Origin of the sequence: Leifsonia sp. 563 (assembly GCF_040545055.1) — a bacterium.
GTDB lineage: Bacteria > Actinomycetota > Actinomycetes > Actinomycetales > Microbacteriaceae > Leifsonia.
In genome coordinates this window covers 240,950-256,279 of sequence record NZ_JBEPLE010000003.1, presented here as the reverse complement: position 1 = coordinate 256,279, position 15,330 = coordinate 240,950, and the positions used below count along the sequence as shown (strand labels likewise).

The following is a 15,330-nucleotide window of genomic DNA, read 5'->3' as shown; positions in this document are numbered from 1 at the left end:
TCCACCAACCTGAGCGTGCGCGTCCCGGACCCGTCGGATGCGACGCGTATCATTGCCGCCACGGACGGATGGTTGTTCCACGAGGGAGAAGACGCATGAGATGGGGATGGGCGCCTGCCCTGGCCGGCTTCGTGGCACTGAGCGGACTCGCTGGTGTGCTGGCTGCGGCGGCGGTGACACCGGCCGTGGCGCTCACGGGCAGCGCGGCCGATTCGACCATCAGCGTCTTCGACGGTCTGCCCGAATACATCAAGGTCGAGCCGCTCGCACAGGCCTCGACGATGTACGCCCTCAGCAACGGCCAGCAGGTCCCGATCGCCAGCTTCTACTCGCAGAACCGCGTCGAGGTCGGCTGGGACGGCATCTCGCAGAACCTCAAGGACGCCGCGATCGCCACGGAGGATCCGCGGTTCTATGAGCACGGCGGCGTGGATGTCACGGGCACCGTGCGCGGGGCCGTCCTGACGGCGCTGCACAAATCCGTGCAGGGTGGATCCTCGATCACCCAGCAGTACGTCAAGAACATCCTCGTGCAGCGCTGCGAGAACAAGCAGCCCGACCCGACCGCGAGCGATGCGGTCCAGAAGAAGCAGCTGACCATCTACGAGGCCTGCTACGACGACGCGACGAAGGTGGACCCGTCGCGCAAGCTGAAGGAGATGCGCTACGCGATCGGGCTCGAGAAGGAGTACTCGAAGAACGACATCCTTCAGAGCTACCTGAACATCGCGCTCTTCGGCGGCCGTGTGTACGGCGTCCAGTCCGCTGCCGAGTACTACTTCGGCGTTGCGGCGAAGGATGTGAACATCCAGCAGGCGGCGACGCTGATCGCCATCCTGAACAACCCCGACAACCTGCGCATCGACCGTCCGGACGACAAGGAGAACGGCGCGGCCAACGGGTACAAGGAGACCCTGGATCGGCGCAACTACGTGCTCGACCGGATGTTCGCCAACGGGAAGATCACCAAAGAGGAGCACGACGCGGCGCGCGCCACCAAGGTCGAGCCGAAGATCACTCCGACGCAGAACGGCTGCATGACCGCCCAGCAGTACAACGCCGCGTTCTTCTGCGACTACGTTGAGCGCACCATCGAGCAGAACCCGATCTTCGGCAAGACCGAGGACGACCGCTCCAACTTCCTCACCCGCGGCGGCCTCAAGATCTACACGACGCTCAACCTCGACCTGCAGAGCCAGGCGCAGGCGGCGGTCAGCGCGTACATCCCGCCGGCCGACCCGCGCCTCGACCTCGGATCGTCGAATGTCTCGGTGGAGGTCGGCACCGGCCGCGTCGTGACCATGGTGCAGAACCGGCCGTACGACAACACGGCGAATCCAGCCCCGGCGACGACGGCCGTCAACTACAACACCGACTACGACTACGGCGGCTCCGAGGGCTTCCAGACCGGTTCGGCGTACAAGGTGTTCGACCTGCTCGAATGGCTCCAGGAGGGGCACTCGCTCTACCAGACGGTGAGCGGAACCCAGCACGTCTTCCCGCAGACGCAGTTCCACGCGAGCGATCCGTGCAACGACATCGGCGGGGCCCCCTGGAACGTCTCCAACGACGAGGGCGAGAGCGTCACGGCGACGACCGTGATGAATGCGACCGCGCAGTCGATCAACACCGTGTTCGCGAAGATGGCGACCCAGCTCGACCTGTGCGGCATCAAGCAGCGCGCCCAGGATCTGCTGGTCCACGGCGCGGACGAGGCGGCGAACCCGTTCATGGCCAACCCGTCGGCCGTGCTCGGTACGAACTACATCGCGCCGATCACCATGGCCACCGCCTACGCGGGCCTCGCCAACAACGGCGTCGCCTGCAGCCCGATCGCGATCGACAAGATCGTCGACGCCGACGGTGCCGAGCACGCGGTGCCCAAGACGGCGTGCTCGCCGACGCCGATCGACCCGCAGGTCGCCGCTGCCGCGATCTACGCGCTGCAGGGTGTGCTGCGCGGAGGCGGCACGGCGTCGTCGGCCAACCCCGGCGACGGTATCCCGATCTTCGGCAAGACCGGCACGACCGACAACTCCGTCGAGAACTGGCTCGTCACCTCCACCACCAAGGTCGCTCAGGCCACCTGGGTCGGCAACGTCCAGGGCGGCGTCGCGCTCCGCAGCCAGAGCTTCCAGGGCATCGGGGGCGGCAACGTCAAGTTCTCGATCGTCAAGCGGATCCAGACGGCGCTGAACGCGGCGTACGGAGGCGGGGCCTTCCCATCGCCGAGCGGCAAGTTCACGACGGCTCCGGTCGCACCCAAGCCGCCGACCGCTCCGGGAGCGCCGACGGCACCTGCACCAGGAGCCGGCGGCAACCCCGGGAACGGTGGCGGCCAGGGCGGTCCGGGCAAGCCCGGTAAGCCCTGATCGAGCCGCGAGTCGGCCCGGCCTTCGCACGCCGAAGGTCGGCAGCAGAGTCTACTGCTGTCTAGCCAGGCCGCCCGATATCCGGACTAGTGTTATCGCGTGGGACGCACACCAGATCCGAACCGCAAACCGGAACTGCTCGGCCGCATCATGGAGCACGTGGCGACGGAGCCGCTCTCCCGCATGACCTTTCGCAGTCTCGCCAGCGCCCTCGGGGTGAGCACCTACTCGTTCGTGTACCACTTCGGCTCCCGGCAGGAGATGATCGACGCCATCCTCGAGGAGGGCGTCCGTCAGCAGACCGAGTCGCTCGCCGGCGTCGATGTCACGGCGTTCGACCGCGACCAGTTCCACGACTGGTACAAGGAGGCGTTCCGCCACTCCCTGCGCGAGAACAACCGCACCGGGCTGCGGTTGCAGTTCGAGGCGGGAGCCCTGGAGCCGATCGACCCCGACATCGGCAAGCGCGTGACCACATCCTTCATGCAGTGGCGTGACACGGTCAAAGCGTGGCTCAAGAAGCAGGGCATCGAGACCCGGCGGGCGGGCATCCTCGCCACCTGGCTCGTCGACTCGGCGGCCGGACTCCACTTCGGCTTCTTGATGACCGGCGACCGAAACGGCACCGTGCAGGCGTTCGACGTGTTCCTCGTCGCGTTCCTCCGCGAGGCATTCGACGCCTGATCGGGCGACCGCGCCGCCCAACCGGCGACCGGACCCTACTGCGCGTCGCGCTCGGCCACCGTCTTCACGCCCTCCAACATCTGCGCCCAGTTCGCCCGGGAGTGCTCGGCGGCCTCCCGCGTCGGGTTGTTGTCCTGGTCGAGGGTCACGCGCGTTCCGCCGGGGATCTCATCCAGCTCGAACCGGAGGGTGTGATAGTTCTCCGGTTCGTCGGGCAGGCCGCTCAGCGGGCTGAAGTGCGTCAGCACAATACGCCACGGCTCCTCGCGATCCTCCAGCTCGATCACCCGACCGTGGTCCTCGAACGCCTTGCCCTGCCATTCGCCGCGCCAGACGATCTCCGACCCCAGGCGCCAGTCGGACACCACTTCCGCGCCGAACAGGATCTCCGGACGCGCGCCGTTCGTGGTCAGCACATCCCACACCGCACGCCGTGGTGCAGCCACGTCGATCTCCGCACGCGCCACATAGTTGCCCATCGTCGCCTCCCGGGTCGTGTCGCCCATCCCACACCCGGCGCGCCGCCCGCGCAAGGACGACCTGTCGCGAGGCTCAACCCCGGGAGTAGACCACGGCCTCCCAGGGGCGGAGCGATCCGCTCGTCGCCTCGGTCGCGGATCCCAGGTTGGAGAGCACCAGTTCGGCCGCAGGCGCATCGCCGCCACCGACCGCCCAGGCGGGAAGCTGCGCGGCATCGAACGTCGCCGGCTCGCTGCTGAGGTTCGCGAGCACCAGCAACGACCGGTCGCTGAGGCTGCGGGTGTATGCGAAGACCTGGGGATGCTCCGGCAGCACGAGCGCGTAGTCCCCGGCCGCGACGACCTCCGACCTGTGGCGAAGGTCGATGAGCGCGCGGTAGTGCGCGAAAACCGAATCGGGATCGGCCACCTCGGCTTCGGCGTTGATGTCGGCCGCATTCGGGTTGACCGTGATCCACGGCGTCCCGGTGGTGAAGCCGGCGTGCGGGCCGGACGTCCACTGCATCGGAGTGCGGGCATTGTCGCGGCTCGTCCGCCGCAGCGCCGCGAGCACCTCCTCCGCGGGAGCGCCCAGGATGTCGACGGCTTCCGCGTAGTGATTCAGCGACTCGATGTCGCGGAAGTCGTCGATCGAGGAGAACGGGACGTTCGTCATCCCGAGCTCCTCTCCCTGGTAGACGTACGGAGTGCCGCGCATCAGGTGCAGGACCGTCCCGAGCGCCTTCGCCGACGGGATGCGGTGCTCGCCGTCGTCGCCGAACCGGCTGACGACGCGCGGCTGGTCGTGGTTGTTCCAGTACAGGCTGTTCCAGCCGAGGTCGGCCAGTCCTTCCTGCCATGTGGAGAGGTTGCGCTTGAGGTCGAGCACGCTGAGCGGCCGGTGATCCCACTTGCCGCCTGGTCCGTGGTCGAGGTCGACGTGCTCGAACTGGAACACCATGTCGAGCTCGCCGTTGCGGGGGTCCGTGAAGCGTCGGGCCTGCTCGATGTCGACGCCCGGCATCTCGCCGACCGTCAGGTACCGGTCCTCGCGGCCGGCGAACACGCGCTCGTGCATCTCGTGCAGGAACTCGTGGATGCGCGGGCCCTGCGCGAAGTACGGGTACGCGTCGCCGTAGAGGGCGCCCTCCGGGACGACCCCGTCGGGCAGCGAGGTGACCTTGGAGATGAAGTTGATGACGTCCATCCGGAAGCCGTCGACCCCGCGGTCGAGCCACCAGTTCATCATCTCGTAGACCGCGTCGCGGACCTCCGGGTTCTCCCAGTTGAGGTCCGGCTGCTTGCGCGAGAACAGGTGCAGGTAGTACTCGCCGGTCTGCGGGTCGAGCTGCCAGGCAGGCCCGGAGAAGAAGGAGCCCCAGTTGTTCGGCTCCGCGCCCTGCTCGCCCGGCTGCTTGCGCGCGCGAGCGGGACGCCACCAGTACCAGTCCCGCTTGGGGTTGTCGGTGGAGGACGCCGACTCGATGAACCACGGATGCTCGTCGGACGTGTGATTGACGACGAGGTCCATGACCAGCTTCATGCCGCGGGCGTGCATCCCCTCGAGCAGTTCGTCGAAGTCGTCGAACGTGCCGAACAGCGGGTCGATCGCACGGTAGTCGCTGATGTCGTAGCCGTTGTCGTCGTGCGGGGAGGCGTAGATCGGCGAGAGCCAGACCACGTCGACGCCGAGTTCGTTCAGGTAGTCGAGGTGCTCGATCACCCCGCGCAGGTCACCGATCCCGTCTCCGTCGCTGTCCGCGAAGCTGCGCGGATAGACCTGATAGACGACCGCCGACTGCCACCACTTGTCGCTCACGCGCCCACCCTACCGGGGCAGCAGGATGCGTCGCCCGGTGCGCGCGGACTCGCGCGCCGCGACGGCCACACGCAGTGCCTCGACCGCTGAGGAGACGGGCGCTCGGGTGGTCGGCACGCCCGCGGTCACGCAGTCGAGGAAGTAGCGCGCCTGCGCGGCGAACGCATCGCCCGCCTCCGGCTCCGCCGCATCCACCCCCGTGTCGCCGACGACCTCGAACGTCGTGCGGAACGGCTGGCCCTCCGGGAGGTCGGACACGCTGAGCACCTGCGCGACACCGCCGCCCTCGTACTCGATCGTCGTGGTGACGGGGACGCCGAAGCCCGCACCCGCCGACGGGATGCTCGTCACGGCGACAGCGCGACCCAGGTAGGCGGACGCCTGGTCGATGTCGTGGATGGCGAAGTCGACGAGCATGCCGCCGGACCGCGATTCGTCCTCGAGCCAGTCGTAGCCGACCGGCGCCGCCGAGATCCGCGACGCGCGCACCACGCGGGGACGGCCGACGGCGCCCGCCGCGACGCGCTCCGCCAGCGCCGCGTATCCGGGGAAGAACCGGACGACGTGCGCGACCATCAGCGTCCCGCGCGCCCTGCCAGCCGCGGCCTCCACGCGCTCGGCGTCCTCCACGGTGAGCGCGATGGGCTTCTCCAGCAGCACGTGACGGCCCGCCTCGAGCGCCTGGATGGCCAGATCGGCGTGCGATGGCGTGGGAGTGCAGACGGAGACGATGGTGACGGCGGGGTCGTCGAGCGCCTCCTCCAGCCGGGTGGCCCAGCGGGCGTCGGGCGCCTCCGGGAGATCCGGACGGCGGCGCGGCGACACCGCGTAGAGCACCGGGACGTCGTTCGTCGCCCACGCCGCCGCGTGCGCCCGGCCCATCCGGCCGACGCCGACGATGGCGACGGCCTGGGTCATCGGACGACGAGGTCGACGCGCGCGGGGTCGAACACCGAGTCGAGGATGAGCCGCCCTGCCCCGCGGATGCCCGCCTGCTCCTTGGCGACGGTCACCGCGATGTCGAGCTGGTCGGTGATCATCGGCAGGCAGTCCGAGTAGATGGCGGAGCGCACCCCGGCGACGAACGCCTCGGCCTCCCCCAGGATGCCGCCGAGCACCAGGCGCTGCGGGTTGAAGAAGTTCATGATGGTCGCCAGGACGCCGCCGGTGCGGAGGCCCGCCTCCCGGAGCTCCTGTGTTGCGCGTGGATGCGCGTCCCTGGCGAGTGCGAGCACCTCGCGGGTGTCAGAGATCTCGACGCCGGAGGACCGCAGTGCCTGGACGATCGCGGCGCCGCCGGCCACCGCATCCAGGCAGCCGATCCGGCCGCACGAGCAGAGCACCGCGGGCGCGCCCGGGACGGTGACGTGGCTGATGTCGCCCGCCATGCCGTGGTGACCGTGGTAGACGCCGCCGAAGGCGACGATGCCGCAGCCGATGCTCGATCCCGCCTTCACGAACACGAGCTCGCCGACATCGCCGCCCAGGGTGTCGTACTCGCCGAGCGCCATCAGGTTGGCGTCGTTGTCGGCCGCGGCGGGGAGGCCGGTGATCGCGGAGAGCTCGGCCGCCACATCCACACCGTTCCAGCCGGGCATGCGCGAGGGCGACACCATGCGACCGGTGGTGGAGTCGACGGGGCCGGGGAGTCCGATGCCGAACCCGCGGAGCGTCTGGCCCGGCTGCGCGTGCGCCTCCGTCAGCTCGGCGCCGACCTCGGCGATCCAGCGGAGCACGGCGGCAGGGCCGGTGGAGATGTCCATCGGCTCGGTCCGGGAGGCGAGCACGCGCCCGCTCAGATCGATGAGCCCGAAGGTGGCGTGGTGAGAGCCGAGGTCTGCGGCGCAGACGACGCCCGTGGACGCATCCACTTCGAGGGCGCGGGGGCGGCGACCACCGTGGGAGACGCCCGCACCCGCCTCGCGGAGGTAGCCGGCGGCGATGAGGGCGTCGACGCGCTGCGAGACCGTCGAGGGCGAGAGGCCGGTGCTGCGGGCGAGATCCGCCCGCGACCGGGACCGGCCGGAGCGGACGAGCTCCAGGATGCCGCCCGGAGTGCCCGGTCCGGTCAGGACGGGCGTCCCCTCCATCGTGCTCGTCATCGCGGCATCCCCTCTGCGGCGATGGGCCTGCTGCCCGCCGTCTTGCGTCGAGAATACTGTACCGACTTCGTTCGATTTCGGATTAACTAATTTCGATATTGCGATCAAAGGTTGATACTTAGTACGCTCATCGAAACCTTCCCGACGACGATGCGAGGATCCCCGATGACAGCAACCGACGCCCGGCCGATGGTGAGCCTGCGCGCGGTCGACAAGCACTTCGGCGACCTCCACGTGCTGCAGAACATCGACCTCGACGTCGCCGAGCGCGAGGTCGTCGTCGTCATCGGGCCGTCCGGGTCCGGCAAGTCGACGCTGTGCCGGTCCATCAACCGCCTGGAGACCATCGACTCCGGCGAGATCCGCGTCGACGGCGAGCTGCTGCCGGAAGAGGGCGCGCCGCTCGCCAAGCTCCGCGCCGAGGTCGGGATGGTGTTCCAGTCGTTCAACCTGTTCGCCCACCAGACGATCCTCGACAACGTCACCCTCGCTCCCCTCAAGGTGCGCAAGCTCGGCAAGGATGCCGCACGCGCCCAGGCGATGGAGCTGCTCGACCGGGTCGGCATCGCCGACAAGGCGGACAGCCACCCGGCCCAGCTCTCCGGCGGCCAGCAGCAGCGCGCGGCCATCGCCCGTGCTCTCGCCATGCAGCCGAAGGTCATGCTCTTCGACGAGCCGACCAGCGCCCTCGACCCCGAGATGGTCGGCGAGGTGCTCGACGTGATGACCTCCCTCGCGAAGGAGGGCATGACGATGATCGTCGTCACCCACGAGATGGGCTTCGCCCGGCGCGCCGCCGACCGCGTCGTCTTCATGGACCGCGGGCAGATCGTCGAGCAGGCCGCCCCAGCACAGTTCTTCGACTCCCCCGCCACCGAGCGGGCGAAGTCGTTCCTGGCCTCCGTGCTCTCGCACTAGCGCCCGCACCGCACGAGGCCGCGCACCACCGTTCCACATCACACCGAAGTCCAATCAGAAAGGGATGCATCCCATGACCCGCAGCATCCGCAGGAAGAGCGCCGTCGCCGGCGTCCTGCTCGCGGCCGTGACGCTCGCCGTCACCGCCTGCTCCGGCAACACGGCACTGCCCGGCAGCGACGCGAGCTCGACCGCGTCGGGAGACTCCGTCCTCGCCGGCGCCCCCGTCGCGAAGGCCGACCTCATCCTCTCCGACTCGACCATGGAGAAGATCAAGAAGCGCGGCAAGCTCATCGTCGCCGAGGCCCTCGACGCCCCGCTGCTCTCGCAGCAGGACCCGACCGACCCGCAGAAGGTCAACGGCTTCGACGCCGAGCTGGCCAAGCTGCTGGCGATCTACATCATCGGCAAGCCGAACGTCGAGATCGTTCCGCCGGCCTCCGAGACCCGCGAGGCGATGCTGCAGAACGACACGGTCGACGTCGTCTTCAACACCTACACGATCACCGAGGAGCGGGCCAAGCAGGTCGACTTCGCCGGCCCCTACTTCGAGTCCGGTCTTGCGGTCGCGGTCAAGAGCGACAACAAGGACATCAAGAGCTACAAGGACCTCGACGGCAAGAACGTGATCGTCGGCGCCAACACGCCGGCCGTCACCGAGGTGCCGAAGATCGCCCCGAAGGCGACGGTCACCGCGTTCGGCACCGACCCGGCCGCCGTCCAGGCGCTCATCCAGGGCCGCGGCGACGCCTACGTGCAGGACTACACGCTCCTCGCGAGCGACGCCGCCAGCGAGAAGCAGATCAAGGTCGTCGGGCAGCCCTTCACCAAGGAGCCGTACGGCATCGGCCTGAAGCACGGTGACGACGACTTCAAGAAGTTCGTCAACGAGTGGCTGAAGACCATCCAGAAGGACGGCCAGTGGGGCAAGGCGTGGAAGACCACGCTCGGCACCGTGACCGACTCGGACATCCCGACGCCGCCGGAGATCGGGTCGGTTCCCGGCTCCTGATCCGACCGCACCAGACCGGCCGGATGCGCGCGAGAGGCACCCACACAGGCCCGCGCGCATCCGGCCCCCCACTCCCCGACCGCCACTCCCCCGACCACTCGACGAGAGAACGATGAACCCCCTGATCGACAACCTCGGGCCGCTGGCCCAGGCACTCGGCACCACGCTGCTGATGGCCGTGGTGGCCGGCGTCGGCTCCATCGTGCTCGGCGTGCTGGTCACGATCGCCCGCGTCAGCCCCATCCCGGTGCTGCGCGCGGCTGCGTTCCTGTACGTCCAGTTCTTCATCAACGTCCCGCTGCTGGCCCTGCTGCTGCTCGCGGTGTTCGCCCTGCCGGATGCGGGCATCCTTCTCCCGCTGACCCCGACCGCGATCATCGTGCTCACCGTCTACGAGGCGGCGTACGTCGCCGAGGCGGTGCGATCGGGTGTGAACACCGTCCCCGTCGGCCAGGTCGAGGCCTCCCGTGCGCTCGGCCTCACCCTCTGGCAGTCATTGCGCTTCGTCGTCGTCCCGCAGGCGCTGCGCGCCGTCGTGCAGCCCATCGGCAACGTCATGATCGCGCTCGCGATGAACACGGCCCTCGCCGCGGCCGTCGGCGTCGTCGAGCTCACGGCCGAGGTCAACAAGGTCAACCTCGTCGCCGCGCAGCCCATCCTGATCTTCTCCAGCGCCGGACTCATCTACATGGCCATCGCCCTCGCCATCGGCCTCGCCGCCGGCTGGGTCGAGCGGAAGGTGGCGATCGCCCGATGACCGCACAGCTCATCCCGGACCGGCCGGTTCCCGCCCGCGCCCGGCGCCAGAAGCGTCAGTACGGCGCCTCCTTCATCTACGACGTTCCCGGCCCGCGCGGCCGTCGCAACATCCTCATCGGGTCGATCGTCAGCGTTGTCGTCTTCGCTGCGATCGTCGGCCTGGGGCTCTGGCAGTTCGCCGCCCACGGCCAGCTCGCGCCCGAGCGCTGGGCGCCGTTCACCGAGTGGGCGATCTGGCAGTACCTGCTGGTCGGTCTGCTCGGGACGCTGGAGGCGGCGGCGATCGTCGCGGTGCTCGGCGCTGCGCTCGGTACGGTGCTCGCGCTCGGCCGGGTCAGCCAGGTGCGCTGGGTCCGCTTCGTCTGCGGGCTCTACATCGAGATCGCCCGCACAGTGCCCGTGCTCCTCGTCATCTACCTGATGCTCTTCGGGCTGCCGCAGATCGGCATCAACCTGCCGACGCTCTGGAAGCTGGTCGTGCCGCTCACCATCGCGAACGCCGCGGTGTTCGCGGAGATCATCCGAGCCGGCATCCTCAGCCTGCCGCGCGGACAGCGCGAGGCGGCCCTCAGCCTCGGGATGCGTCCGGTCCAGGCGATGACGTACGTGGTGCTCCCCCAGGCGGTGCGCAACGTCACGCCGTCGCTCGTGACCCAGTTCGTCAGCCTCCTCAAGGACACCTCGCTCGGCTACATCGTCGCCTTCACCGAACTGCTGTACCGCGGGCAAGTGCTCGCCTCGTACCTCCACCTGCTCATCCCCACCTACGTTGCGGTGACGGTGATCTACCTCGTCGTCAACGGCAGCCTCTCCGCCTTCGCGTCGCGGCTGCAGCGCGGCTCGCGCCGGCGCACCTCACCGCAGCCGGTCCTCCCGACGCTCCCCGCCGTCGTCGCCGTCGAGCACGTCGACGACGGCACCGATTCCACGAAAGCCGACCATGTCTGACGCCCCCACCGTCTCCGTCCGCACCGCCGACTCCACCACCGGACTCGCCGAGCTGGCCGTCGTGCGGCGTTCCGGGCTCATCGAGAGCCGGCACTTCGGGAGCCTCGTGGCGCTCGACCCCGCGGGCGACCCGCTGATCGAGCTCGGCGACCCGGATGCCGTGGTGCTGCCGCGCAGCACCGTGAAGCCGCTGCAGGCCCTCGGCTGCCTGACCGCTGGCGCGCCACTGGCCGGTCCGGAGCTCGCCATCGCTGCGGGCAGCCACACGGGCGAGGACGAGCACGTCCGGCTGGTGCGCGAGCTGCTGACCCGCGCTGGCGTCGACGACTCGGCACTCGGGTGCCCGGTCGACCGCCCCGAGGACGAGGCGACGTTCGAGCGGATGCTGCGCGACGGCGAGGGACGCTCGCGCGTGCGGATGAACTGCTCCGGCAAGCACGCCGCGATGCTCCTCGCCGCGGCGACCAACGGGTGGCCGACCGACGGCTACCTCGACCCGGAGCACCCGCTGCAGCAGCACATCCGCGCGACCATGGCGGAGCTGACCGGCGTGCCGGTCGGGCACGATGCGATCGACGGCTGCGGCGCACCGCTCTTCGGCACGAGCGTCCGCGGGATCGCGCGCGCCTTCGGCCGGCTGGTGCAGGCGGAGCCGGGCACGCCCGAGCGCGCCGTCGCCGACGCGATGCGCGAGCACCCCTATTACGTCGGCGGCACGGGCCACCAGAACACGACGCTCATGGAGACGGTCCCCGGAGCGCTCGCCAAGGGCGGCGCCGAGGGCGTGATCGGAGTCGCGGCAGCGGACGGCACGGCCGTCGCCATGAAGATCGTGGACGGCAGCCCCCGGGCGACGACCCTCATCGCGCTCCGCGTGCTCGAGGCGCTCGGGACCCCGATAGCGGATGCGCGCGCTCTCACCGACCTCCCCGTGCTCGGCGGCGGCATCCCGGTCGGTGCGATCGAGCTCGGCGCGGACCTGACCGCCGCGCTGGAGCGCCTCGCGTGACCGTCGTCGAGATCTGCCTCGACGACCTCGCCGGCGTCCGGGTGGCCGAGGAGGCCGGCGCCGACCGGATCGAGCTGTGCGCGGCGCTGGGCGACGGCGGCATCACGCCGTCCATCGGCACGGTCGCAGGAGCGCTGCGCGCGGCGACGCGGATCGGCATCCAGGTGCTCATCCGCCAGCGGCCGGGCGACTTCGTGTATGACGACGATGAGCTGCAGGCGATGGTGGACGACATCCACTCGATCCGTGCGCTCCCCAACCCCTCGGGCGTCGTCCTGGGCTTCGTCGTCGGGGCACTGCGCGCCGACGGACGGGTGAACGTGGATGCGACCCGCCGCCTGGTGGCCGCGTGCGGCGACGCGCCGGTGACCTTCCACAAGGCGTTCGACCAGGTCGCCGACCGGGCGGAGGCGCTGCAGCAGCTCGCCGATCTCGGCGTGACACGCGTGCTGACCTCGGCCGGTGCCGCGACGGCGCTGGAGGGCGCGGATGAGCTCACGCGACTGGTGGAGCTCGCCGGTGACCGGGTGACGATCCTCGCGGGCGGCGGAGTCCGTCCCGCCAACGTCGCCGAGGTCGTGCGGCGGACCGGCGTCGCGGAGGTCCATCTGCGGGCACCGCGGGCGGTCGCGACTCCCGGCGCGGGCGCCCCGACGGCGTACGACTCGGGCGAACGCGACGTCACCTCGGCCGAGGTGGTCCGCGCCGTGGTCGCCGCCGTCCGCGACACGGCGAGCGAGCCGTCCGCATGAGCGGCCTCCCGGTCGTCCTGGCCGTCGACCTCGGCGGTACTGCGATGAAGGGCGCGGTCGTCCGCGAGGACGGCGCGACCGTGGCGGAGACGACGCTCGCGACCCCGACGGACGGCATCCTCACCGCGCTCGTCGGCTTGCTCGGCCAGCTGCGCCGAACCGCGGCCGACGACGGTCACGACGTCGTCGGCGCGGGAGTCGCCACTCCGGGGATGCTCGACGAACAGCGCGGTCTGGTGCACTACGCGTCCAACCTCGGCTGGCGCGACGTGCCCCTCCTCGACATCCTCCGCTCCGAGCTGCACCTGCCGGTGGCGGTCGGTCACGACGTGCGTGCCGCCGGGCTCGCGGAGCGCAACAGCGGGGCCGCGCGCGGCTTCGGCGACTTCGCCCTCGTGCCGATCGGCACCGGGGTTGCGGCCGCTCTCGTCTCGTCCGGCGGCGCCGTGACCGGCGCGACCGGCGCCGCCGGCGAGTTCGGCCACATCCCCGTCATCCCGAACGGCGAACCGTGCACCTGTGGCCAGCGCGGCTGCCTCGAGGTGTACATGTCCGGCGCGGGCGTGGCCCGGCGGTACCGGGCGGCGGGTGGAGACGCCCTCAGCACCCGGCGCATCGTCGAGCGGCTCGGGCTCGACCCGCTCGCCGACCGCATCTGGTCGGAGGCGCTCGACGTGCTCGCCCAGGGCCTCAACATCCTGACCCTGCTGCTCGATCCCGGACTGATCGTGCTCGGCGGCGGTGTCTCGCACGCCGGCGATGCCCTGTTCGAGCCGCTCGGAGAACGGATGTCGGCTGGGTTGGCATGGCGCGAACGGCCGCCGGTCGTTCAGAGCGCCCTCGGCGGCGACGCCGGTCGGGCCGGGGCTGCCCTGCTGGCTTTCGACGCGGCTCGCTGAGCGTTCCGCGCTGAGCCGGGCTGAGCTCCGCCTGCCGGGCTCCGCCGCGCCGCCCACTTCTCCTCCCACGCGGTGAGAGGATGTGCCGGTGGGCACGCGGCAGATCGGCGCCATCCTGGCGGACGGGACGACCGCGCTCGTCGCCACCGCCGCTGCCGCCGCCGCGTGCGCGATCGTGTGGTGGCTCGGGTCCCTGCTGGCGGGCGGCGCGACCGCGGGCGTGACGAGTGCCGCGGTGCTGGCGACGGTCGTGGCGCTCAGCCTCGGTCGGCGAACCTTCGCATCCCGGTCCGAGTTCGCACGCTCGGCGGTCGTGCTGCCGTTCATCGGACTCGTGGCGGGAGGCGTCGGATGGCTGCTCGTCGTCGCTCCTCCCGTGGGCGCGGCGCTCTTCGTCGCCGGGATGAGCGTGCCGATCTGGCTCCGGCGGTTCGGTCCCCGCCTCTCCCGGCTGGGAGCCCTGGTCGCCTTGCCGTTCACCGCGATGCTGATCGCGCCGGTGTCGCCCGTCTCCGGCCAGCCGGGATGGATCACGACGCTGCTCGTCCTGCTCGCCGGTGTGATCGCAACCGTGTCGGTGGCCGTCGCCCGCGAGATCCTGCGCCTGCTGCCGGGGCGGCGGCAGGAGGCCGCACCGGCCGACCCTGCTCCGTCGGCGGCCCGCGGCGCTGCGACCGGATCGGGCCGGGCGCGTCTGCCCGCGAGCACCCGGATGGCGATCCAGCTCGCCGTCGCGCTCACCGCCGCCTTCCTCCTCGGGTGGCTCCTCTTTCCCGAGCATGCGATGTGGGTGGTGCTGACCGCCTTCCTGGTGTGCTCGGGCAACCGGGGACACGGGGACGTCGTGCACAAGAGCGCCCTCCGCGTGGTGGGAGCCCTCGCCGGAACGATCGCTGCCGTCGCGTTGACCGCTGCCGCCCCGCGCGCCTCCGGTTTCGGCGGCGTCGTCATCATCTTCGTCGCGCTCTTCGTCGGCACCTGGCTGCGCGCGTATAGCTACGCCTTCTGGGCGCTCACCGTGACGCTCGTCCTGACGCTTCTTCAGCAGCTGACCGGGACGGCGTCGCTCACCGGCGAGACCGGGATGCTGGCCGAGCGGATGCTGGCGATCGTCCTCGGCGCCGCACTGGGCATCGCCGCCAGCTGGTTCGTGCTGCCCGTCCGCAGCATCGACGTCCTGCGGCGCCGGCTGTCGGAGCTGCTGACGACGGTCGGGGCGGCGATCGCGGTGCCGTCAGAGGACGAGGAGGAGCGGACCCGCGCGGTCGCCGCCGTGCGGGCGTCAGCGGCGCGCGTCGAGCAACTGGCACCTGCGCACCGCGCGCGTCGGCTGCTCCGACGCCCGGGACGGGGCGTCGGCCCGGCGGACACCTCCCCTTCCGTGCTGCCGATCGACTGCATCGACGCCGCCGCCGACCTCCCGGATGCCCTCGACGAGCATCTGTCGCGGCGCGGACCTGAGGACGCCGACCACGTGCTCAGGGCGGTCAAGCGCGCCCGCGCGAGCCTCGCATCCCCTCCGGAGCTCGCCCGCGTCCGAGCGGCCCTCGTCGCCCTCGCCGCCGCGCTGCGCGCATCCCCCGCCCCCTGACCGTCCG

At 70.6% G+C, this 15,330-nt stretch carries 14 protein-coding genes; 10 read left to right on the top strand and 4 right to left on the bottom strand.

Annotated elements, in window-relative coordinates:
- The first annotated feature begins 95 nt into the window (after window positions 1–95).
- Window positions 96–2,372, top strand: a complete 2,277-nt coding sequence (locus ABIC47_RS11695; protein ID WP_354480571.1) for a transglycosylase domain-containing protein — start codon at window positions 96–98, stop codon at window positions 2,370–2,372.
- A gap of 99 nt (window positions 2,373–2,471) precedes the next feature.
- Window positions 2,472–3,056: a TetR/AcrR family transcriptional regulator gene (locus tag ABIC47_RS11690; protein ID WP_020075922.1), complete on the top strand. Its 585-nt coding sequence runs from the start codon at window positions 2,472–2,474 to the stop codon at window positions 3,054–3,056.
- Window positions 3,057–3,091: 35 nt separating this feature from the next.
- Here the strand turns inward: ABIC47_RS11690 and ABIC47_RS11685 are convergent, their stop codons facing one another.
- From ABIC47_RS11685 to ABIC47_RS11670, 4 genes are read right to left on the bottom strand one after another with little or no spacing between them, the layout of a single operon-like run.
- Complete coding sequence (locus tag ABIC47_RS11685) at window positions 3,092–3,562, bottom strand: SRPBCC family protein (RefSeq protein WP_354480569.1); 471 nt, start codon at window positions 3,560–3,562, stop codon at window positions 3,092–3,094.
- A 46-nt stretch (window positions 3,563–3,608) separates the two neighbouring features.
- Window positions 3,609–5,333: a glycoside hydrolase family 13 protein gene (locus ABIC47_RS11680; protein ID WP_354480567.1), complete on the bottom strand. Its 1,725-nt coding sequence runs from the start codon at window positions 5,331–5,333 to the stop codon at window positions 3,609–3,611.
- A 9-nt stretch (window positions 5,334–5,342) separates the two neighbouring features.
- Entirely contained in the window at window positions 5,343–6,251 is a 909-nt protein-coding gene (locus tag ABIC47_RS11675) for a Gfo/Idh/MocA family protein (RefSeq protein WP_354480565.1), read from the bottom strand.
- Entirely contained in the window at window positions 6,248–7,435 is a 1,188-nt protein-coding gene (locus ABIC47_RS11670) for an ROK family transcriptional regulator (protein ID WP_354480563.1), read from the bottom strand. The genes ABIC47_RS11675 and ABIC47_RS11670 overlap by 4 nt, the downstream gene beginning before the upstream one ends.
- Window positions 7,436–7,600: 165 nt before the next feature.
- Here ABIC47_RS11670 and ABIC47_RS11665 point away from each other — a divergent pair, with 165 nt between their 5' ends.
- The 8 genes from ABIC47_RS11665 to ABIC47_RS11630 all read left to right on the top strand — a co-directional run bounded on the left by ABIC47_RS11665 (window position 7,601) and on the right by ABIC47_RS11630 (window position 15,323).
- Complete coding sequence (locus ABIC47_RS11665; RefSeq protein WP_354480561.1) at window positions 7,601–8,353, top strand: amino acid ABC transporter ATP-binding protein; 753 nt, start codon at window positions 7,601–7,603, stop codon at window positions 8,351–8,353.
- 73 nt (window positions 8,354–8,426) lie between these two features.
- Window positions 8,427–9,365 (top strand): glutamate ABC transporter substrate-binding protein, encoded by a 939-nt coding sequence (locus ABIC47_RS11660; protein ID WP_354480559.1) that lies wholly within the window; start codon window positions 8,427–8,429, stop codon window positions 9,363–9,365.
- A gap of 112 nt (window positions 9,366–9,477) precedes the next feature.
- Complete coding sequence (locus ABIC47_RS11655) at window positions 9,478–10,122, top strand: amino acid ABC transporter permease (RefSeq protein ID WP_354480557.1); 645 nt, start codon at window positions 9,478–9,480, stop codon at window positions 10,120–10,122.
- Window positions 10,119–11,072 (top strand): amino acid ABC transporter permease, encoded by a 954-nt coding sequence (locus ABIC47_RS11650; protein WP_018189375.1) that lies wholly within the window; start codon window positions 10,119–10,121, stop codon window positions 11,070–11,072. Before ABIC47_RS11655 ends, ABIC47_RS11650 begins: the two co-directional genes overlap by 4 nt.
- Window positions 11,065–12,081, top strand: a complete 1,017-nt coding sequence (locus ABIC47_RS11645; RefSeq protein ID WP_354480555.1) for an asparaginase — start codon at window positions 11,065–11,067, stop codon at window positions 12,079–12,081. Before ABIC47_RS11650 ends, ABIC47_RS11645 begins: the two co-directional genes overlap by 8 nt.
- Window positions 12,078–12,833: a copper homeostasis protein CutC gene (locus ABIC47_RS11640; RefSeq protein ID WP_354480553.1), complete on the top strand. Its 756-nt coding sequence runs from the start codon at window positions 12,078–12,080 to the stop codon at window positions 12,831–12,833. Before ABIC47_RS11645 ends, ABIC47_RS11640 begins: the two co-directional genes overlap by 4 nt.
- Entirely contained in the window at window positions 12,830–13,732 is a 903-nt protein-coding gene (locus ABIC47_RS11635; RefSeq protein ID WP_354480551.1) for an ROK family protein, read from the top strand. The genes ABIC47_RS11640 and ABIC47_RS11635 overlap by 4 nt, the downstream gene beginning before the upstream one ends.
- Before the next feature lie 88 nt (window positions 13,733–13,820).
- Complete coding sequence (locus ABIC47_RS11630; RefSeq protein WP_354480549.1) at window positions 13,821–15,323, top strand: FUSC family protein; 1,503 nt, start codon at window positions 13,821–13,823, stop codon at window positions 15,321–15,323.
- Window positions 15,324–15,330 lie beyond the last annotated feature (7 nt).

Coding starts and splice junctions, on each gene's coding strand:
- ABIC47_RS11695 (WP_354480571.1), top strand. CDS start 96: ATGAGATGGGGATGGGCGCCTGCCCTGGCCGGCTTCGTGGCACTGAGC.
- ABIC47_RS11685 (WP_354480569.1), bottom strand. CDS start 3,562: ATGGGCGACACGACCCGGGAGGCGACGATGGGCAACTATGTGGCGCGT.
- ABIC47_RS11675 (WP_354480565.1), bottom strand. CDS start 6,251: ATGACCCAGGCCGTCGCCATCGTCGGCGTCGGCCGGATGGGCCGGGCG.
- ABIC47_RS11670 (WP_354480563.1), bottom strand. CDS start 7,435: ATGACGAGCACGATGGAGGGGACGCCCGTCCTGACCGGACCGGGCACT.
- ABIC47_RS11665 (WP_354480561.1), top strand. CDS start 7,601: ATGACAGCAACCGACGCCCGGCCGATGGTGAGCCTGCGCGCGGTCGAC.
- ABIC47_RS11660 (WP_354480559.1), top strand. CDS start 8,427: ATGACCCGCAGCATCCGCAGGAAGAGCGCCGTCGCCGGCGTCCTGCTC.
- ABIC47_RS11655 (WP_354480557.1), top strand. CDS start 9,478: ATGAACCCCCTGATCGACAACCTCGGGCCGCTGGCCCAGGCACTCGGC.
- ABIC47_RS11650 (WP_018189375.1), top strand. CDS start 10,119: ATGACCGCACAGCTCATCCCGGACCGGCCGGTTCCCGCCCGCGCCCGG.
- ABIC47_RS11645 (WP_354480555.1), top strand. CDS start 11,065: ATGTCTGACGCCCCCACCGTCTCCGTCCGCACCGCCGACTCCACCACC.
- ABIC47_RS11635 (WP_354480551.1), top strand. CDS start 12,830: ATGAGCGGCCTCCCGGTCGTCCTGGCCGTCGACCTCGGCGGTACTGCG.